At 60.3% G+C, this 19,704-nt stretch carries 20 protein-coding genes; 14 read left to right on the forward strand and 6 right to left on the reverse strand.

Annotated elements, in window-relative coordinates:
* Position 1 precedes the first annotated feature (1 nt).
* On the reverse strand, positions 2-658 hold the full coding sequence (locus MSNKSG1_RS09845) for a protein-L-isoaspartate(D-aspartate) O-methyltransferase (protein WP_008939111.1): 657 nt from the start codon (positions 656-658) through the stop codon (positions 2-4).
* Between the two features lie 179 nt (positions 659-837).
* On the opposite strand from MSNKSG1_RS09845, the gene MSNKSG1_RS09850 reads away from it, so the two are divergent.
* Complete coding sequence (locus MSNKSG1_RS09850; protein WP_008939112.1) at positions 838-1,503, forward strand: AbiTii domain-containing protein; 666 nt, start codon at positions 838-840, stop codon at positions 1,501-1,503.
* 18 nt (positions 1,504-1,521) lie between these two features.
* Here MSNKSG1_RS09850 and MSNKSG1_RS09855 read toward each other — a convergent pair whose 3' ends face one another.
* Positions 1,522-2,301 carry a sulfite exporter TauE/SafE family protein gene (locus tag MSNKSG1_RS09855; protein WP_008939113.1) on the reverse strand — a complete coding sequence of 260 codons (780 nt, stop codon included), beginning with the start codon at positions 2,299-2,301 and terminating at the stop codon, positions 1,522-1,524.
* A 100-nt stretch (positions 2,302-2,401) separates the two neighbouring features.
* On the opposite strand from MSNKSG1_RS09855, the gene MSNKSG1_RS09860 reads away from it, so the two are divergent.
* From MSNKSG1_RS09860 to MSNKSG1_RS09895, 8 genes are all read left to right on the forward strand, one after another.
* The gene (locus MSNKSG1_RS09860; protein ID WP_008939114.1) at positions 2,402-4,285 is read left to right on the forward strand and encodes a methyl-accepting chemotaxis protein; all 1,884 of its coding nucleotides are present in this window, start codon (positions 2,402-2,404) and stop codon (positions 4,283-4,285) included.
* A 75-nt stretch (positions 4,286-4,360) separates the two neighbouring features.
* Positions 4,361-5,422 carry a PA0069 family radical SAM protein gene (locus tag MSNKSG1_RS09865; RefSeq protein ID WP_008939115.1) on the forward strand — a complete coding sequence of 354 codons (1,062 nt, stop codon included), beginning with the start codon at positions 4,361-4,363 and terminating at the stop codon, positions 5,420-5,422.
* A gap of 52 nt (positions 5,423-5,474) precedes the next feature.
* Positions 5,475-7,178, forward strand: coding sequence for a L,D-transpeptidase family protein (locus MSNKSG1_RS09870; protein WP_008939116.1), 1,704 nt, complete (start codon positions 5,475-5,477; stop codon positions 7,176-7,178).
* Between the two features lie 60 nt (positions 7,179-7,238).
* Positions 7,239-7,898 carry a c-type cytochrome gene (locus tag MSNKSG1_RS09875; protein ID WP_040886845.1) on the forward strand — a complete coding sequence of 220 codons (660 nt, stop codon included), beginning with the start codon at positions 7,239-7,241 and terminating at the stop codon, positions 7,896-7,898.
* Between the two features lie 13 nt (positions 7,899-7,911).
* Positions 7,912-8,892, forward strand: coding sequence for a c-type cytochrome (locus MSNKSG1_RS09880; RefSeq protein ID WP_008939118.1), 981 nt, complete (start codon positions 7,912-7,914; stop codon positions 8,890-8,892).
* Positions 8,893-8,928: 36 nt separating this feature from the next.
* Positions 8,929-9,384, forward strand: coding sequence for a hypothetical protein (locus MSNKSG1_RS09885; protein ID WP_008939119.1), 456 nt, complete (start codon positions 8,929-8,931; stop codon positions 9,382-9,384).
* Positions 9,385-9,388: 4 nt separating this feature from the next.
* The gene (locus tag MSNKSG1_RS09890) at positions 9,389-10,321 is read left to right on the forward strand and encodes an alpha/beta fold hydrolase (protein WP_008939120.1); all 933 of its coding nucleotides are present in this window, start codon (positions 9,389-9,391) and stop codon (positions 10,319-10,321) included.
* Positions 10,318-10,596, forward strand: a complete 279-nt coding sequence (locus MSNKSG1_RS09895) for a SelT/SelW/SelH family protein (RefSeq protein ID WP_008939121.1) — start codon at positions 10,318-10,320, stop codon at positions 10,594-10,596. The genes MSNKSG1_RS09890 and MSNKSG1_RS09895 overlap by 4 nt, the downstream gene beginning before the upstream one ends.
* 35 nt (positions 10,597-10,631) lie before the next feature.
* Here the strand turns inward: MSNKSG1_RS09895 and MSNKSG1_RS09900 are convergent, their stop codons facing one another.
* Complete coding sequence (locus MSNKSG1_RS09900) at positions 10,632-11,531, reverse strand: alpha/beta fold hydrolase (protein ID WP_008939122.1); 900 nt, start codon at positions 11,529-11,531, stop codon at positions 10,632-10,634.
* A gap of 129 nt (positions 11,532-11,660) precedes the next feature.
* On the opposite strand from MSNKSG1_RS09900, the gene MSNKSG1_RS09905 reads away from it, so the two are divergent.
* On the forward strand, positions 11,661-12,446 hold the full coding sequence (locus MSNKSG1_RS09905) for a ZIP family metal transporter (RefSeq protein WP_008939123.1): 786 nt from the start codon (positions 11,661-11,663) through the stop codon (positions 12,444-12,446).
* Positions 12,447-12,454: 8 nt separating this feature from the next.
* Here MSNKSG1_RS09905 and MSNKSG1_RS09910 read toward each other — a convergent pair whose 3' ends face one another.
* Entirely contained in the window at positions 12,455-13,366 is a 912-nt protein-coding gene (locus MSNKSG1_RS09910; protein ID WP_008939124.1) for a LysR family transcriptional regulator, read from the reverse strand.
* A 189-nt stretch (positions 13,367-13,555) separates the two neighbouring features.
* Between MSNKSG1_RS09910 and MSNKSG1_RS09915 the strand changes: the two genes are divergently transcribed.
* The 3 genes from MSNKSG1_RS09915 to MSNKSG1_RS09925 all read left to right on the forward strand — a co-directional run bounded on the left by MSNKSG1_RS09915 (position 13,556) and on the right by MSNKSG1_RS09925 (position 17,473).
* On the forward strand, positions 13,556-15,067 hold the full coding sequence (locus MSNKSG1_RS09915; RefSeq protein ID WP_008939125.1) for a CoA-acylating methylmalonate-semialdehyde dehydrogenase: 1,512 nt from the start codon (positions 13,556-13,558) through the stop codon (positions 15,065-15,067).
* Between the two features lie 21 nt (positions 15,068-15,088).
* Positions 15,089-16,762, forward strand: coding sequence for a GMC family oxidoreductase (locus MSNKSG1_RS09920; protein WP_008939126.1), 1,674 nt, complete (start codon positions 15,089-15,091; stop codon positions 16,760-16,762).
* Positions 16,763-16,852: 90 nt separating this feature from the next.
* On the forward strand, positions 16,853-17,473 hold the full coding sequence (locus MSNKSG1_RS09925; RefSeq protein ID WP_008939127.1) for a LysE family translocator: 621 nt from the start codon (positions 16,853-16,855) through the stop codon (positions 17,471-17,473).
* A gap of 3 nt (positions 17,474-17,476) precedes the next feature.
* Here the strand turns inward: MSNKSG1_RS09925 and MSNKSG1_RS09930 are convergent, their stop codons facing one another.
* A complete protein-coding gene (locus MSNKSG1_RS09930; protein ID WP_008939128.1) occupies positions 17,477-18,148 on the reverse strand; it encodes an NAD(P)H-binding protein in 672 nt (223 codons plus the stop codon).
* Positions 18,149-18,338: 190 nt separating this feature from the next.
* Between MSNKSG1_RS09930 and MSNKSG1_RS09935 the strand changes: the two genes are divergently transcribed.
* Entirely contained in the window at positions 18,339-18,851 is a 513-nt protein-coding gene (locus MSNKSG1_RS09935; RefSeq protein ID WP_008939129.1) for a DUF2244 domain-containing protein, read from the forward strand.
* A 23-nt stretch (positions 18,852-18,874) separates the two neighbouring features.
* Here MSNKSG1_RS09935 and MSNKSG1_RS09940 read toward each other — a convergent pair whose 3' ends face one another.
* Positions 18,875-19,657, reverse strand: a complete 783-nt coding sequence (locus MSNKSG1_RS09940) for a substrate-binding periplasmic protein (RefSeq protein WP_008939130.1) — start codon at positions 19,655-19,657, stop codon at positions 18,875-18,877.
* Between the last annotated feature and the right edge of the window lie 47 nt (positions 19,658-19,704).

The following is a 19,704-nucleotide window of genomic DNA, read 5'->3' on the forward strand; positions in this document are numbered from 1 at the left end:
GTCAGGACCACCCCTGCTCACCGAGCAGGGGGACAAACCGCACACCGCCGAGATCCTGCCTGGAATAGGTGTCCTCGGAAAGGCGGGTAATTCGCAACAGCGACTGGGACACCTGCCCCGAACCGACCGGGATCACGAGATGCCCCCCGATCGCCAGCTGGCATTTGAGTGCTTCGGGCACCACCGGCGCGCCGGCTGCCACGGCGATCCCATCAAACGGAGCCTCTTCCGGCCAACCCAGCGTCCCGTCCCCGCAGCGCACACGTATGTTATCGAATCCTTCAACCTCCAGATTGATCCGGGCCTGCTGCGCCAGCTCCGGAATACGCTCGATGCTGAAGACCTCGCTGGCAATGCAGGCCAGGACGGCCGCGGCATAACCGGAGCCCGTCCCGATATCCAGTACCCTTTCGCCGCCCGTAAGATCAAGGGCATCCACCATCAGGGCCACGATGTAGGGCTGGGAAATGGTTTGACCGGATCCGATCGGAAGCGGCCCATCGGCATACGCCTCCTTTTTCAGATGCTCCGGCACAAACGCCTCGCGACGAACCCGACGCATCGCCTCGACCACCAGCGGTGCATCAATTCCCCGCCCAACGATCTGATAATCCACCATCGATTGCCGCAATGCCTGAAAATCCGTATCGGATGCCATATCGTCCTCCGGAACTTACCTTCCGTTACGAACCGAAAATGTTTTACAACAGTGAAACCGACGTCCCATGTCTACTTTTTAGGCAGTGCAATCGATCTTCACAACCGAAGATGCCCAAAAACAACAAGAACCCGCAACGGTAGCCATGAACGGAGGCTTTCGTTGCGCAGGAGGTAATCATGTCCGCATCCGTCAACCACCTGGAAAGCCGCCTGTTTGATGACTCTGAACTGTTGGAGGACATCATGCCCTCGGCCATTACCCTGGCCATGATGCTGCGACACCGTAAGTTCGCCAGCTGGCTAAGAACCGAATTCGACGGCTACCAGGACCGGGAATCCGCCCCTCCCTACCGACGGCAGCAGCCAGGCCATATTGTGGCCAAATCCCCCCAGTACGGCTGGATACCGGCACCGATCGAGGAGGAGCAGAAGGCGCAATTTGGCCGCCTTGATCTCGTGGAGGGGACCAAAGAGCTTGAGCAGATCTGCCAGGCCTGCAAGAAAGGCAGTGGGCACCGGGTGTCGCTCGAAGCGGACGATCTGGAAAGGCTGAAGAAGGGACTGAATCTGAACGCCGACCTGGCCATTTCCGTCAGCCGGCAAACCTACAGCGATCTGCTCCGAACCGTGCGCGCCGCGATCTGCCTCTGGGCCCGCGCCATCATGGCGGAAGGCATCGAGGGTGAGCACAACCATTACGACAAGGAAGAGAGGGCCCGAGTCGCCCACCTCGACACTCCGGAGGTCTTCTGGCAGCAGGCGATGGAGCAGCTGGAGGATCTGGGGATGCCCGACATCAAGGAAGTCGGCTTTTTCGGACGCGTATTCGGCAGGGCCAGCTAACTCCGGCCCCGCCAGCCCTCAAAGATCGAGGACGCTGAATACCCCGACGCAACTGACGACCAACAGGACCACGCCGAGGACCCGGAAAAAGACCGGGGTTTCGGCCTTGAGCATCCTCTCATGGGCATACAGGCCGATGACATGCCCGACGGTGGCGCAGGGAAGCAGCCACAGGTGGTGGATAAGCTGCAGATCCACACCCGCCCAGATGAACGCACCGAGCTTGATCAGAACGAGGATGAACCAGAGGGCAAACAAGGTGTCCCTCAACTTCTCCTTCGGAAGGTGCTGGGCTGCCACGGCAATTACCAGCGGCGCTCCGATCAGCGAGGTGCCGCTGATATAGCCGCCCACCATCAGGAATAGGGTATCGACCGTCCGGCTACCGCTCCGGAACGGCTTGTTGAGGATGTACGAGATGGAATAGACCGCCACAATCACGAAGATAATGGCGCTCAGGACGTTCCCCGGCAGCGTAATCAGACCGAAGACCCCGATGAGTTTGGGCACGATCATAATGCCCAGAATGCGCCAGAGATACGCCCAGTCCACTGTGCCCGTGTGCTCCGCCCCCGCCTGTTCCGGGCGCTTGCGGTTGTTCATCCAGATGGTAAGGGACGAAAAGATCAGCAGATGCACTGCGATGATGGGCAGGAACACCAGTGGCTGATCATAGATCAGCAGGAGGAACGGCAAAGAAAGTACGGCACCGCCAAAGCCCAGACCGGAGCGGACAAAGCCACTCCAGATGAAGGCCAGGCCAATCAGCACATACTGGATGACACTCAGATCAGACATTGATCATTTTTCCTGATTAACACTGCAGATATCGCTCCCCGCGCCGATACATTAAAAGGCACAACGCCGGACGGCTTGAAAGGGAACCCGGAGGATACGCATGGCCCTGTCCTGGAAGCAAAAATTCTACCTGTTGATCGCCGCCACCTTCGTGGGGCTGGCCGTTGTCCTGCTGACGTCGCTGAGTGGTCTCAGCAAGGTCACGGACGCGTACGAAGCACGTGGAGAGGCACGGAACTACGAAGCCGCATCCCTGACACTCCTGACCGATTGGCTTACCGTCGAGCGAGTCAGTGACGACCTGAGCACGGACAAGGTGGACGATTACCTGAAGCGTCTGGCTTCACTCAAGCAACAGTCCGAAGAACTGGCCCAGCGTGCGGCATCACTGCCTGATCCGGCTATCAGCGGGATGGCTGAGAACATTCGCAAAGCTATGGCGCAGTATACTCAACTCCGGCAACAGTGGCTTGAAAGCAGCCAGGAGCTCGGGTTGACTTACTCGGACGGTCTGAAAGCCAAACTGACCACCTACGTAAACGACGATCTCCGGAAAATCGTCATTTCCCTGTTCGACAATGACATCAACACGATTTCCTCCATCTACCGTGATTATCTGGAAACCTACGACCCGGCAAATGCCAAAACCATCCGGGACACGCTCGATCACATGACCGGTGTGGTTCAAGAGATGGACTGGCAGGACACTGTGATTGGCGAGGCAGTGCTGGGCTTCGAAAAAGCCTTCAACGAGGCCCAGGCGGTCATTGGGAAACTGTCCGGCATGGAAACCGAACTGCAGTCTCTGAGGCAAACGATCCATAACCAGATTACGGACCAGGATGAAGCGTTACGCACTGGCCTGATCATCAGCACCGGTACCACCGCAGAGCAGGCCCGGGGCACCGCAACCTGGTTCGTGGTCATTATTGCTGCGATTGTGCTGGCGGTCCTCGTACTGACCCTGACGGCCGCGTCAAGGACACTGGTCCGGCGCCTTGATGAAGTCGTCGGCTTACTGAGCCGCGTCGCATCCGGTGATCTCAGTCAGCGGCTTCAAACGGGCCGCAACGCCAGAGACGAATTCAACCGGCTGGGCAGTGCCGCAAACCAGATGCTGGATGATATGTCCGACGTTATTGGCCAGGTGATTTCCGGCAACCAGACCCTGGCCGAACTGCAAGCCGAACTGAATTCCCTCATTGCGCAAATGGGCCGGAACGGCGAACAGGTGGAAGACGAAACCGAGCAGACCGCCACCGCCGTTCAGGAAATCTCCCACACGGCCGTCGACATCGCCCAATACACCCAGTCGGTCAACGATTCTGCGCAGAACGCCAACACCGCTGCTCAAGACGGCGCCGAGGTCATCAAACGCAGTGCCGACAGCATGAGCGCGCTGGCTGAACGAATCCAGCAGACCCACACCCAGATTGGTCAGCTGGGCAAAACCGGAGAAAAGGTGAATTCCATTGTCGATGTGATCAATGGTCTCGCAGAACAGACCAATCTGCTGGCCCTGAACGCAGCCATCGAAGCCGCGCGGGCCGGTGAAGCCGGCAGAGGCTTCTCCGTGGTCGCCGATGAAGTACGCTCGCTGGCCGAGAAAACCGTGTCAGCGACCAATGGAATCGCCGAGATCGTGAGCTCCCTGAACAAGGAAACCAGTGCGATAACCCGACTGATGGAGGAAGGCCTCGCGTCTGCCGATCAGGGCGAAAAAAGCGCGGAAGAGGCCGCCGGAGCCATTGACCGGATCAGCGGCGCGATCAATCAGCTGGCCGGCGACATGAACCAGGTGGTTTCTTCCATCGATGGCATATCCACCACCACGGAAGAGATCGCCCAGAAAGTCGAGCAGATCCATGGCCATACCCGGGAAACCGCCGATATTCGCCAGCAACTGAATGCTCACGTGGAACGGCTTTCCAGCCAGACCCGGGAGCTGACCGCGTCCTCGCAGCGTTTCACGTTACAGGGTTAACGCATCGGCTTGCCCTCACGGGTAGCGCAGGGTAGGATCACCAATACTGTACAAATAAACAGTATTGGTGATCCCATGAAAACCCGCGGTACGGCCCGGAATCCGGCCAACCGATTCCAACCCATTGCGACGGATCGTGCTTTCGACGACGGCTGGTACCAGGATCCGGACGACGAGCTGTGCCCGGATTCGGTGGCCACCGAGGTGGTCCGGGAGACTGTCACATCCATCATCAGCCGCAACCAGTCACCGGATGTGCCTTTCGACCAGTCGATCAATCCGTACCGTGGCTGCGAACACGCCTGCATTTACTGCTTCGCCAGACCCACCCACGCCTATTGGGACCTCTCGCCGGGGCTGGATTTCGAGACCCGCCTGATCGCCAAGCCCAATGCCGCCCAAAAGCTTCGGGAGACCTTCGACAAGCCGGGCTACACACCCTCCCCCATCGCCCTGGGAATGAACACCGACGCCTACCAGCCCATCGAACGGGAACACCGGATCACCCGTTCACTGCTCGAGGTCATGCGGGACTACCACCATCCGGTTTCCATTATTACCAAGGGCGGGCTGATTCTTCGGGACCTGGACCTTCTGACCGAACTGGCCAGTGACAACCTGTGTTCGGTCCGAATCAGTCTCACCACCCTGGATAACGACCTGAAACGACGCATGGAACCCCGAACCGCCGCGCCTGCCACCCGGCTGGCGTTGCTCCGGAAGCTGTCAGCCGCCGGGGTGCCCGTAGGCATCATTCTCGGCCCGGTGATTCCTTTCGTGAACGACCACGAAATCGAGGGAATACTGGAGGCCGCCGCAGAGGCCGGTGCCCGGCAAGCCAGCTGGATTATGCTACGTTTACCCTATGAGCTGGACGAACTGTTTCAGGACTGGCTCCACAGGCACTTCCCGGAACGGGCCAGTCACGTGATGAACCGGATCCGGGACCTGCGAGGCGGACGCAGCTACGATTCAACGTTTGGTCGCCGGATGACGGGTACTGGCCCCTATGCGGACCTGATCCGTCAGCGCTTCAGACAGCGGGCGAGGAAGCTGGGGCTGAATCTCCACCAACCCGAGCCGCTGCGGACCGACCTCTTCCGACGACCAGACGGTGAACAGATGGCGCTGTGGTAGATCCCGTCTGAAGGACAAGGCGCCCCTGACCGGGGGCACGGGAGTTGATGCCATGGATATCGGGAAACGCCGCTGGCAATGGCCCCTCACCATACTCGCAGGTTTGGTTGCCATCGCTGCCCATGCATCCGGAGCACCGGAACAATCCCTGGTGCAGCGCATCGAAGCCCTTCAGGCAGGCTACGCCGTGCAGGTCCTCGGCGATGCGATCCTTGCCCGGCAAACCTTGCAGCGATTCTATGAGAACCGGGGCTACCGGTTGGCCTGGGCCCAAGAGTCCCGCCGGGAAGCGCTGGCCGACGCGATCGAACGCCTGCCCCGGGATGGACTGAATCCGGCGGACTACCACGGCGAACTGCTTCAGGAGCTGGCCCGGCGACCGGAAGCAACGCTTTCGGACGATCTGATTGCCGATCGCGACCTTCTGTTTACCGATGCCTTTCTGCTGGCGGCCTCGCATCTCGCTGATGGAAAGGTCAATCCGGAGTCCATTCATGCCGAATGGACGTTGACGGGGCGCAGAACCGACATTGTTCCTCTTCTGACCCGAGCGCTGGACAATGGGAGCCTGGCGCAAACACTGCAGGATCTCCGCCCCCGAAATGCCGACTACCTGAAGCTGGTCCAGGCCCGTGAACACCTGTCGCGGCTGCTCGGTCAGCCCTGGCTGCCGATTCCGGACGGCCCATCCATTCGCCCGGGAGACACAGACACGCGACTGCCGGTCATACGCCGACGCCTGATCGCTCTGGAAGATCTGTCCGCCAATGCGTCTGCCTCCTCAGAGCTCTACGATGGGGAATTGGAGGCGGCCCTTCCTGACTTCCAGGCCCGTCACGGCCTGGAGCCGGACGGTATCATCGGCCGCCAGACACTTGACGCACTCAACCTTATGCCGGTGGAACGCATTCGACAGATTGATGCGTCACTGGAGCGCTGGCGCTGGCTCCCGGATTCACTGGGGGATACCTATGTGCTCGTGAATATCGCGGGCTTCCGGCTACAGATGGTGAGGAACGGCAAGGAGGTGCTTCACAGCCGTGTGATTGTCGGCCGTCCTTTCCGTCAGACGCCGGTCTTCTCGGACCGGATACGCTACCTGGTGTTCAATCCGACCTGGACCGTACCGCGCAAACTGATGATCGAGGATCAGTTGCCCGAAATACAACGTGATCCGGATTATCTGGAGCGGCTGGGAATCGAGGTCTTTGAAGGCTGGGGAGCGGATCGACGCAAAGTGGATCCCGGATCCGTGGACTGGGATACCCTCTCGAAAAACCGTTTTCCCTACCAGCTGGTTCAGGGCCCGGGGCCAAAGAATGCGCTCGGCCGCGTCAAGTTCATGTTCCCGAACCGCTACGATGTCTACCTTCATGATACGCCCAGCCGATACCTGTTCGGTCGACAGGAACGCACCTTCAGTTCCGGCTGCATTCGCGTCGAGAGACCGTTCGACCTGGCTGAACAACTGCTGGCCAACGACATGGACTGGGACCGGCAGAGAATTAACGATCTTTTGGCGACCGGCGAAACGACCACGGTTGTGCTGCCGATACCGATTCCCATCCATATCCAGTACTGGACCGCCTGGGTCGATGAACAGGGGCACCTGCAGTTCCGGGACGACATTTACCATCGGGATGGACCGCTGATCAACGAGTTGCGGCACTCCGCATTGGCAGACCGACAGCTTCCCACGCCGGTCGCCGTTTCCCCTACCACCATAGCCGCAGGGAGGATACACAAAACCCATTGACTAAATTATTTTTAGGAATATGGTAATAACAAAACAAAATATAAAATGGAGGCGAACATCATGAACTCCCTTCTCCACGCGACACTGGCGGCTGTGCTTGTAATGGCGGCAACCAGTGCCACAGCCGCGGACAGCGGCAATCCGGACCGGGGCGCGACCCTGGCAGCGCAGGGCGACGGCAGCGGAGCTCCCTGCACCGCCTGTCATGGCGCCGATGGCGCCGGCAACAACGCCGGCGGTTTCCCCCGGCTGGCGGGAATGGACGCAGACTATCTGTTCAAACAGATGGCGGACATGAATGCCGGCCAACGAACCAGCCCCGTCATGCAGCCCAACATCGACAACTTTGACGAACAGCAGCTGAGAGATCTGGCCGCTTACTACGCCGATATGCCAGTCCCGGAAACATCGACAGACACTTCGGTGGACGCGTCGGTGATGGCCATGGGAAGCAAACTCGTCAATGAAGGCGACTGGGACAACTATGTGCCGCCCTGCTCGACCTGCCACGGTCCCGGTAACCAGGGCGTCGGCCATGTATTCCCCGCCCTCGCGGGCCAGCATCCCAACTACATCCGCTCCCAGCTCCAGGCCTGGCAGAACAACCAGCGAAATAACGATCCGAACCAGCTGATGACGGCCATCGCCGAGCGGCTGAGCCAGGAGCAGATTGACGCTGTCGCCGCCTACCTGGGCAGCCAGAACGCCACGAAACAGTAAAGGAGGCCGAGCCATGACACTGAAACAGACGCTATCCCTGCTCGCCGGCCTGATCGTCGCAAGCCCGATTGCACTGGCTGAACCGGAGGTTCCGGTCAACCTGCCCAAATTCAAGGAGGGGCAGTACGTCCACCACGCGCCCACGGTGGAGGACCTGAAAAACGACGACTCCATCAATCCCGAACTGAAAAAAGTGATCCTCAAAGGCCGGGACATGTTCATGAATACCCAGCAGTTCCGGGGCAAGTACGTTTTCAACGACCTGAACTGCAAGTCGTGCCATCTTGGCGAAGGTCGGATGAACTGGTCTGCGCCGATCTGGCCTGCAGCGACAACGCTGCCGGACTACCGTGGCAAGAACCATCACGTCAATTCCCTGGAAGAACGGATTGCCGGGTGTTTCTCCTTCTCCATGAACGGAAAGCCACCGGCCTATGGCAGCGACGACATGCTGGCCATGGTTGCTTACCATCAATGGCTGGCCAAAGGGGCCCCGGTGTACGAGAAGAATATCGGCGGGCGCGGATTCAGCCATCTCGGTAAGGAGGCGCCGGAGCTCGACTTCGCGCGCGGCAAAGCCGTCTACCAGGAAAACTGCGCCATCTGTCACGGCGAGAATGGCCAGGGACAGCGAAAGAATGGAGAGGTGGTGTTCCCTCCGCTCTGGGGTGATGGCTCCTACAATTGGGGAGCCGGCATGACCCGGGTATTCACGGCGGCGTCGTTCATCAAGAACAACATGCCACTCGGCAAACCGGGGTCACTCTCCGACGACGATGCCTGGCAGGTCGCCAACTTCATCAATTCGCACGAACGGCCCCAGGATCCGCGCTACACAGGGGACGTCAAGGAAACCCGTGAGAAGTACATGAACTTCCACAAATTCACGAACTATGGAACAGTAGTGAACGGCACGTTGCTGGGCGACCATGACAACACAGGCACCAAGCCTTTCCTCAAACCGGACGTATTGAGGCCCAGAACGTTTGAATAGCGTCGGCGGGAGGTAAGGCACAGGCAAGGAGACCCCATGCCACGCTTACTGCCTTTCCTCCCGGTCATTCTGGCGTTAACGGGCTGCCAGTCCCTGATTCCGGGCGGGAACAGGGACATCCCGGAGGACACTGTCCTCCTGAGTGCCCGACACTGCCTCAGTGAATACATCCAGGATCTCGAAAAGGTTCAGCTGGGCCCATGCCTGAAAGTTGTTTCGGTGGATGGCAAGGCACCGACCGTTAGCGAAGACGGCTTCATCGCCCTGCCGGTCGCCACCGAAGTTCAGCTTGAAACCAGCTGCGTCTACCGCCATGCGGACGGTACCCCGATTCCGGCAACCACCGAAACTGCCCCCTTCCGGATAACACCCGATACCTTCAAAAAGGGCGGGAGACGCTGGTACCTTCATGCACAAACGCAGGCGCGGGGTGTGGTAGGGTGTCAGCCAACATTGGCGCCATCCGTATATCCGACCTATAAGACGAACTGATTCCGTGACCAGCAAACCACAGCTTTCCGGACATGACCGAACGCTGCACCTGGACGACAGCCGCGTGCTGGCGTTCTCGGATCTGGGAGAACCCAACGGTTACCCCATCGTCTTCGGCCACGGCATGCCCGGCTCCCGCCTCGAAGGCCAGTTTTTCCATGAGCGCGGCCGGCGCCACGGCTTCCGGATCATCACACCGGACCGACCGGGCATCGGCGGCTCGGATTACCAGAAACACCGGAACCTGCTGGACTACCCGCAGGATATCCGGCAATTGCTCGACGAACTGGGCATTGACCGTTTCATCCACGTCGGCTGGTCCAGCGGAGGCTCCCGAACCATCGCCTGCGCTCATGCCCTGGCCGATCGCATGGACCTGGGGGTCTGCCTGTCCGGCTACACCAATTTCAGCGAATTCCCGGGTCGCCACAGCTTTCTCGAGGGCACGCGCTGGCCCGGTCCGAGGCTGGCCCGCCTGAGCCCTGCACTGGTCCGACTGGCGGTGAGAATCGTCGTCCGTCTGTCACGGCACCATCCGGGCCTCTACATGCGGGAAGCCGAAAGCCTTGTCAGCGAGGAAGACCGCCGCCTCCTGCACCATTTCCTGAAGGGCGAAACCTTTCGGAAAGACCAGCTCGTCTGTCTGGAAAGCGGAGGCACCGCGATCGCCACGGACTTGCTGACCGAGCTGGAGGACTGGGGATTCCACCTCGCAGACGTGCGTGTACCGATCCTGATATACCAGGGCGAGGATGACCCCTTTGTGCCCGTGGATTATGCCCGCCACCTGGCCGAGAATCTGCCTTCGGCCGACCTGACCCTGATGCCGGATGCCGGCCACCTGTATCCCCTCTCCGGTGAATTTCAGGACCGGTTGTTCGGGCGACTGGCGGACTACCTGATCAATGACAAAGAACAACGGAACACCGCAACATGACCAACAAAGTGGCGATTCATTACTGCACCGGATGCCGGTGGCTTCTGCGCTCGGCCTGGATGGCCCAGGAGCTGCTGACCACATTCGACGGTGAGCTATCGGAGCTGAGCCTTCACCCCGGCAGCGGCGGTATCTTCGAAGTGTGGGTGAACGATCAACGCGTCTGGTCCCGCAAGGAAGACGGAGGCTTTCCTGAAATCACCGAGTTAAAGCAGCGGGTCCGGGATCAGATCAATCCGGAGAAATCCCTGGGGCACTCGGACCGGAAAGCGTAGCGCGCACCCCGGAGATCACTGGGAACCTCAGACCGTCACTCAGCCGGGGCGCCTTCTCCGAAAAACCGCTGCAGCTCTGCGACAACCTCGTCCGGGGCCTCTTCCGGAAGGAAATGACCGCAATCGAGAGCCCGGCCTTGAACGGAGCGGGCGTACCCCCGCCATACCGACAGCACATCATAGGTCCGGTTCACGAACCCCTTGCTGCCCCAGAGTACCTGCAGTGGACAACGGATCTGCCGCCCGGCCTTTCGATCTTCCCGGTCGTGCACCAGATCAATCGTGGCGGCGGCCCGGTAATCCTCGCAGCTGGCGTGAATCGTCTCGAATTGCGAGAAACAGCGGACGTAATCCGCCACCGTCTCCGGGTCGAACTCGGCTCCCGGTGCGGACCAGCGTCGGAGCTTTTCACGCAGGTAATATCCCGGGTCCTGACCGATCATGTGCTCCGGCAACCCGTCCGGCTGAATCAGGAAAAACCAGTGGTAATACCCGGTCGCGAAGGCCTGATCCGTGTGCTCGAACATGTGGAGGGTGGGCGCAATATCCATCACGCTGGCCCGCTCGACCAGATCCGGGAAGTCCAGGCAAAGGCGATGGGTCACCCGGGCCCCGCGATCATGGCCGGCGACGCCGAAACGCGCATAGCCGAACGCACGCATGACCGCCACCATGTCCGCTGCCATCCGCCGCTTGCTGTAGGTGATATGAGCCGGGTCGGAATCCGGTTTGCTACTGTCTCCGTACCCCCGCAGGTCCGGGCAGATCACGTGAAAGTCCCGGGCAAGTGCGGGGGCAACCCGGTGCCACATCCGCTGATTTTCCGGATAGCCATGCAACAGGAGCAGTGGCCGGCCGGAGCCGGCATGGGCCACATGGATGACCGCCTCTCCGGTGTCGATCTGTCGGTACTCGAATTGACTCCAGGCACCCATGGCCGTCCCTCCTCATTTGTGTTGTTGTCACAACGACGTTATCGCCGAGAATGATGCCGAACCACCATACGACCAACCGGGAACCATCGTTAACTGCTATGCTCAGAACAGCCATCAACAGGAGCCCGAATGTCCGCTGACTTCAGTATCGTCTGGCTGGGATCCCTCGCCAGCCTGTTTGCCGGCCTGGCCACAGGCATCGGCGCACTTGCCGTGTTCGTAATACGAACCCTCACTCATAAACTGCAGGACGGCATGCTGGCCGCGGCCGCCGGCGTAATGCTGGCCGCCTCGTTTTTCTCGCTGCTACAGCCTGGCCTGAACTATGGGGAAATGCTCACCGGCCACACCTGGATTGCCGCCATCATCGTCATTGTCGGCCTGCTGTCCGGCGCCGGCGCACTCTATTACATTCACCAGCGACTGCCCCACGAACACTTCGAGCTTGGCCGGGAAGGGCCGGATGCTTCCCATATCCGCCGTATCTGGCTGTTCGTCATTGCCATCACCCTGCACAATTTCCCGGAAGGGATGGCCGTGGGCGTCGGCTTTGCCGGGGGCGACATCCACAACGGTTATATGCTCGCCACCGGTATTGGCCTGCAAAATATTCCCGAGGGGCTGGCCGTTGCGTTTTCCCTGCTGGCGATCGATTACTCCCGGATCCGGGCCTTCACCATCGCGCTGCTGTCGGGACTGGCTGAACCAATCGGCGGCGTGTTCGGTGCCACCCTGGTCTGGCTGGCCGAACCGGTCATGCCCTGGACGCTCGGTTTTGCGGCGGGTGCCATGCTGTTCATCATCAGCAATGAAATCATTCCCGAGACTCACCACCGGGAATGGAAAACCATGTCGACGTTCTCGCTGATGGGCGGATTTTCAGTGATGATGTTTCTGGATGCCACCCTTGGCTGACGCCCTCTTCAGGCTACGGAAGCCAGGCTCCAGACGCTGGAGAGCGCCTCAATGGCCTCGGCAATCACGGGTTCGTCCTCCCGGTCCCTGCGCCAGATAAAGCTCAGGGAACAGGGCAACTGGACACCGTCAACGATCACCAGGCCCCGCTCCTGGCGCTCGGCCATGGCCAGTGCATCCCGCGCCAGGCTCAGGCCCACACCGGCGCGCACCAGGTCCAGCATGCAGGCCTCCTGGTCTACCTGGGCAACCCCGTTCGGCGACAGGCCCAGCGGCTCGAGGACACCGTTCAACAATCGATGGTGAACCGAATTCCCGGGTGTCGTTATCCAGGGCAGTGCCGCCAGCGACGGCCAGTCCGAAGCATGGATCCGGTTCCCCCAGCCAGACGGCGCCACCACATAATAATGAAACGAGGCCAGCTCCCGATGTACCACTTCCGGTACCTGCGGGCCTGGACCAACGCCCGGTGGTGCCAGGAAATAGCCCACGTCCAGCCGTCCATCCCGGACCTGCTTGAGCACACTGCCGCTCATGCCCTGCCGCAACTCCGTTTCAAGCTGGGGCGCCCGTTCAACCAAACGGTGCAGGAACGCCCCGAGGCGGATGAACTCAGGGTCCACAATGGTACCGATCCGCAGCCGGCCCCGAACGGTGCTGTGCATTGCCCGGGCATTCTGGTCAAACGCTGCCATGGCGGCCAGTGCCTTCTCCGCTGAGGGCAACAGTGCCTGACCGTCCGGAGTCAGCACCAGCCCCTGGGGCTTGCGCTGGAACAACTGCAGATCCAGCTCCTCCTGGAGCTGCTTGAGTTTTAGGCTGACCGCCGGTTGGGTCAGATGGAGACGTTCAGCCGCACGGGACACACTGCCTTCCCGGGCAACGGTCACAAAGGCTCGCAGGCTCTGAAGCGGATGCACTGTCTGGACTCCTCGACTGGGATCAATATAAGCAAACCTTATATCCGGATTTTGAAAATCTCAATTGCTTCGCACATAAATCCCGCCTAGCCTGAATGATCAAAGTTTCACCACCGACGAATGAAGACTGCCAGAGAGCGGAAAACCCTGCTCCTGGAACGATTCCGACGCAGCAAAACAGAGGCAACCATGACCAACGCGACGATCCAGCATTATATCAATGGCGAAATATCATCCGGCCGTTCCGACCGGAGCCAGGACGTCTACAACCCGGCCACCGGCAAAGTCAGCGGCCAGGTCGCGCTCGCGAATCACGCCGATGTCGACGCCGCTGTCGCTGCCGCCGAAGCGGCGTTTCCCGCATGGGCGGATACCCCACCCATCCGTCGCGCACGGGTCATGTTCAAGTTCCTCGAACTGCTCAACAAGCACAAGGATGACCTTGCCCGTGCCATCACGGCCGAGCATGGCAAGGTGTTTACCGACGCCCAGGGCGAAGTGGCCCGGGGGATCGACATCGTGGAGTTTGCCTGTGGGATTCCCCAACTTCTCAAGGGGGACTATACCGAGCAGGTCAGCACCGGCATCGACAACTGGACCACTCGCCAGCCTCTGGGCGTCGTCGCTGGCGTTACACCCTTCAACTTCCCGGCCATGGTTCCCATGTGGATGTTCCCGGTTGCCATCGCTGCCGGCAACTCGTTCATTCTGAAGCCCAGCCCGCTGGATCCCAGCGCTTCGCTGATGATTGCCGACCTGCTGAAACAGGCCGGTTTGCCCGATGGCGTGTTCAACGTCGTTCAGGGCGACAAGGACGCCGTTGAAGCACTGATCGAGCATCCTACCGTTCAGGCCCTGAGCTTTGTGGGCTCCACGCCAATTGCCAACCTGCTGTACGAAAAAGGCGCCAAACACGGCAAGCGCATCCAGGCCCTCGGCGGCGCCAAGAACCACATGGTGGTGATGCCCGATGCCGATCTGGACAAAGCAGTGGATGCCCTGATCGGTGCCGCCTACGGCAGCGCCGGCGAACGGTGCATGGCGATCAGTGTCGCAGTCCTCGTGGGCGACGTGGCCGACAGGATTATTCCGAAACTGGCCGAGCGAGCGCGGGCCCTCAAGGTCAAGAACGGGGAAGAGCTGGATGCCGAAATGGGGCCGATCGTCACCGCAGCGGCACACGACCGAATCACCGGCTACATTGAAAAAGGCGTCAGCGAAGGGGCCGACCTGGTCGTCGATGGCCGTGAATTCGACGCTTCCACCACGGGAGAGGGCTGCGAGAACGGTTTCTGGATGGGCGGCACGCTGTTCGACAACGTGACACCGGAGATGACCATCTACAAGGAAGAAATCTTCGGCCCGGTTCTGGCCTGCGTGCGGGTGCCCGATATCGGCACCGCGATACAGCTCATCAACGACCACGAGTTCGGCAACGGTGTCAGCTGCTTCACAGAAAGCGGCAACGTCGCCCGTGAGTTCGGCCGCCGCATCCAGGTGGGCATGGTAGGCATCAACGTCCCCATCCCGGTCCCGATGGCCTGGCACGGATTTGGCGGCTGGAAGCGTTCCCTGTTCGGGGACACCCATGCCTACGGTGAGGAAGGGGTGAAGTTCTACACGCGCCAGAAATCGATCATGCAGCGTTGGTCCGACTCCATCGATGCCGGCGCAGAGTTTGTGATGCCGACCGCCAAATAACCCTCACAGCGGGAGAACGCCATGTCCGACAACAACAAGGCACAGGGACACGTGGAACAGTTCGATTACATCATCGTGGGCGCCGGCACCGCCGGCTGCCTGCTCGCCAAACGGCTGAGTGCCGCCCCGAACAACCGGGTCCTGCTGATCGAAGCCGGTGGCCGGGACAACTATCACTGGATCCATATTCCGGTGGGTTACCTGTACTGCATCGACAACCCCAGAACGGACTGGCGCTTCCGCACTGAACCGGACCCCGGCCTGAACGGGCGCTCGCTGATTTATCCGCGGGGCAAAACCCTCGGCGGCTGCTCCAGCATCAACGGCATGCTTTACATCCGTGGGCAGGCGCGGGACTACGATCAATGGGCCGAGATCACGGGTGACGATGCCTGGACCTGGGACAACTGCCTGCCGGATTTCATGCGCCACGAGGACCACTATCGGCTGGACGCCGGTGGCGATGCCGATCCGGATCATGACAAGTACCACGGCCACGGCGGGGAATGGCGGGTCGAGCACCAACGACTCAAATGGAAGGTGCTGGAGGATTTTGCAGAGGCCTGTGTCGAGTCGGGCATCCCGCGAACCCGGGATTTCAACCGGGGCGACAACGAGGGGGTGGATTATTTCGAGGTCAACCAGCGTTCCGGCTGGCGCTGGAACGCCTCCAAGGCGTTTCTCCGCGAATCGGAAAAGCGTTCCAACCTCACCCTGTGGCACTCCACCCACGTGCTGGGGCTGGAGACTGACACCACGGGCGGCGAGCCCCGCTGCACCGGCGTCCGCGTCGAGCGCGCCGGTAAGGGCGAGCAGATCGCACAGGCAGCCCGCGAAGTCATCCTGTCGGCGGGCGCCATCGGATCCCCCCAACTCCTGCAACTGTCCGGGATCGGCCCGGCAGACCTGCTGAAGGCACATAACATTCCGGTTGTGCTGGATTTGCCGGGTGTCGGCGAAAACCTCCAGGATCACCTGCAGATCCGCTCGGTCTACAAGATCCAGGGTGCGACCACACTCAATACCATGGCAAATTCGCTGATTGGCAAGGCCCGTATTGGCCTGGAGTACCTGCTCACCCGATCCGGCCCCATGAGTATGGCCCCCTCTCAACTATGCCTCTTCACCCGCAGCTCCGAGGAGTACCCATACGCCAACATCGAATACCATGTCCAGCCGCTCAGCCTGGATGCCTTCGGCCAGCCCCTGCATCCATTTCCGGCGATCACCGCCAGCGTATGCAACCTGAATCCGACCAGCCGGGGAACCGTTCGCATCCGGAGTGCCGACCCCAAGGAGGCACCGGCCATTGCTCCCAATTACCTGAGTACTCCGGAAGACCGGAAGGTGGCAGCCGACTCCCTTCGGGTCACCCGCAGGATTGCGTCACAACCTGCGTTCTCGAAATACCAGCCCGAAGAGTACAAACCCGGGGTCCAGTACCAGACGGACGACGAACTGACCAAGCTGGCTGGCGACATCGGCACCACCATTTTCCATCCGGTCGGCACCACCCGGATGGGACGGGCCGACGACGCCATGGCCGTGGTGGACCCTCACATGCGCGTGCGGGGCATGAAAGGCCTCCGCGTGGTGGATGCGGGTATCATGCCCACCATCACCAGCGGTAACACCAACTCCCCGACCCTGATGATTGCAGAAAAGGCCGCACGCTGGATTCTGGAGAACGACTAGGCCTATGAAGTAGTTGCCTTTTCAAGGTTTTTTGGCGAAGACGGGCTGCTAAACTTGGCAGCCTGATCCGCGACAAAGGACCAATCCGACATGACACTTGCTACCTGGCTGACCGTTGTGACCATCTGCATCCTTGGTGCCATGTCACCCGGCCCGTCTCTGGCACTGGTCCTCAAGCAAACCCTGAGCGGGGGACGCCGTAATGGCGTCACCACGGCTCTGTCCCACGGGCTCGGAGTGGGTATCTATGCCTTCCTGAGTATTCTTGGTCTGGCCGCCATCATTACCGCATCGCCCACTGCCTTCGGGATTCTCCAGTGGGGCGGGGCCCTGTATCTGGCCTGGCTGGGTGTGAAAGGACTGACCGCCCGGTCGCCGGCAGACGATGAATTGCCCGACGCCCCCACCACCAAGAGCGCCGCCAGGGACGGGTTCCTGATTGCCTTCTTCAATCCGAAAATCGCGGTGTTCTTCCTGGCGCTGTTCAGTCAGGTGGTGGGAACCGATACCAGCCTGCTCGCCAAATTCGGCTATGCGGCCACGGCCCTGGTGATCGACACCAGCTGGTACCTGATCGTTGCCTGGCTGTTCTCCAATCCGAAATGGCTGGTCGCCCTCAAGCGTCGTGCGGTCTGGTTCGAGCGAATCTTCGGAGCGGTTCTTCTTGGTCTTGCCGGTCGCCTTCTCCTCGGTATTCTGAACGGCAACTAGTCCCTAGGCGGCAAGGGCGACGATGTCGGGGTATTCCCGTGTCCAGTTTCCCCTCTGATCCGCCTTTCCGGCGGCGAGCGCGCAGACCTCATTCACCATGGCTGACGCCACGGTTTCCGCCTTGATGGCCCGATACTTGTCCAGTGGGCCAAGCAACACCCGGTTGATCAGCGGCATCGCCATTTGACCGAGTTTCTCTCCCTTTCGGTGCTCCTGTCGGTCGCCGAGCAGCAGACTGGGATGATAGATCGAGAGATAGGGATACCCCAGATCCCGGACGGCATCCTCCAATTCCCCTTTGACACGGTTGTAGAAGATGGTGGACGAGGACGACGCACCAATGGCCGACATCAGGATCAGCGCACGCGCGCCCTGCTCCCGGCCGATTCGGGCAGCCGCTAACGGATAACCGTAATCCACCTCCCGGAACCGGGCCTGGGAGCCGGCCTTCCGGATGGTGGTACCCAGACAGCAGATGAGGGCGTCCACTGCAAAAAGCTCGGAATGGTCGCCCAACGAGTCGAAATCGACCGGATGCTGAATGAGCCTGGGGTGCTCCAGCGCCAGTGGACGGCGAACCAGCACCGTCACCGACTCGATCTCCTCTCGGGCGAGCAGCCCCTCAACCACCAGGTGGCCGGTCAAACCAGTCGCGCCCAAAACCATCACCTTCATGATTCGGAATCCTTTTTTCGCTTCAATCCAGACAGACACACCTGATGTACAAGGCTAGCATTCATACCCACTCGAAGCTCATACATCGCCATACAGGTGATCAAAATTTACCCAGACCCACGTTCTTTGACTATGATCAAGAAACACAGATCCAATCACCGCTCTTCCCGGGGTCACAAGGTCGAGGATCATGGTCGAACGTTTGCGTTATCCTGGGGGCCTCCGGCTCCTGCTTACCCCGAACCGCTCGCTGAGCTGGCGCGGAAATGTGCGCATCTGGGTATTGCTGGCTCTGATCTCCGGCGTCATCGCCGGCGGCTGGGCGCTGGTTGGCGTCTGGCTCATACTGCCCTTTGCCGGACTGGAATTGATAGGGGTCGCCGCTGGCATCTACGTTACCTCCCGAAACTGCCAACGCAAGGAGGTGGTGACTATCGAGGGAGACACGATCCACATCGAAGCCGGCATTAGCCGCAAGGAACATGACTGGACCCTGCCAATCCACAATACCCGCCTGGAATCCTTTCCCCCAAACACGCCTTTTGATTGCCACAAAGTCCGGCTGACCAACAGGCAACAACAGATCCCCCTGGGTGATTTTCTCAACAACGCAGACACCGATGCCCTGGTGCATGCCATGAAAGCCCGGGGCATCAATATTCTTCAGAGACAGGAACAACCCACAGTTGGCATCTGGTTCTGATCGTCGGCGAGCCCCCCGGCAGATTACTGGTACTGGGCGACAATCTGATCAAGTTCTCCAGCGCTTCGGGCCTCATCCAGGGCCTTCTGCAGGTCCGCGACGACCGCCGGATCCGTCTCCTTGCTCATGGCCAGGTACATGGGTGTTTCCCGGAACACGAGAACCGGCCGCAGCCCCTCGATATCATATTCGTCTTTGGCAACGAGGGGGCCCACCAGACCGTCGGTTACCCAGAGATCCACTTCACCAAGAACCAGGCGCCGGGGATTGACGTCGCCGGATACGCTCATGACCACGTTGTACCCGTGATCCGCCAGGTACTCTGACATGACATCACCCTTGTACCCGCCAATGCGCAGGTTTTTCGCATCTTCCAGTGACGACAGCTGTATATCGGAATCCGGCGCCGCAAAAAGGGTCCACTTGATTGAGGCCAGTGGGCCTACCCACTGGAACAGGTCTTCCCGTTCATCGGTCCGTGCGGTACAGAACAGACCGTGGTTCTTGCGCCCCTGCACCCAGTCATAGGCGTAGCTCCAGGCACGCATCTTCATGACGTAGTCATAATCCACCCGGGAGAGCATGGCTTTCACCATACCGGTGCAGATACCGGAGATGTCGTCCTCGTTGTGAGCATAGGATTTGCCGTTGGTGGAGGTGTTGTAAGGCGGGTAGTTCTCTGTGTAGATGTGCAGCTTGCCGCCAGCACTCGCCGTTGAACTTCCCATTGCGAAGGCCAGAAGCCCCATGACTGCCAACAAGATCCGGCGCGACCGGCTCCCGAAAATGAAGTTCGAAATGCGCATTCGAAGTAGTCCCCCTGCAGAGTGAATCAGGTCTGACCGGCGCACGA

The organism is Marinobacter santoriniensis NKSG1 (genome assembly GCF_000347775.1).
Taxonomy (GTDB): Bacteria; Pseudomonadota; Gammaproteobacteria; order Pseudomonadales; family Oleiphilaceae; genus Marinobacter; species Marinobacter santoriniensis.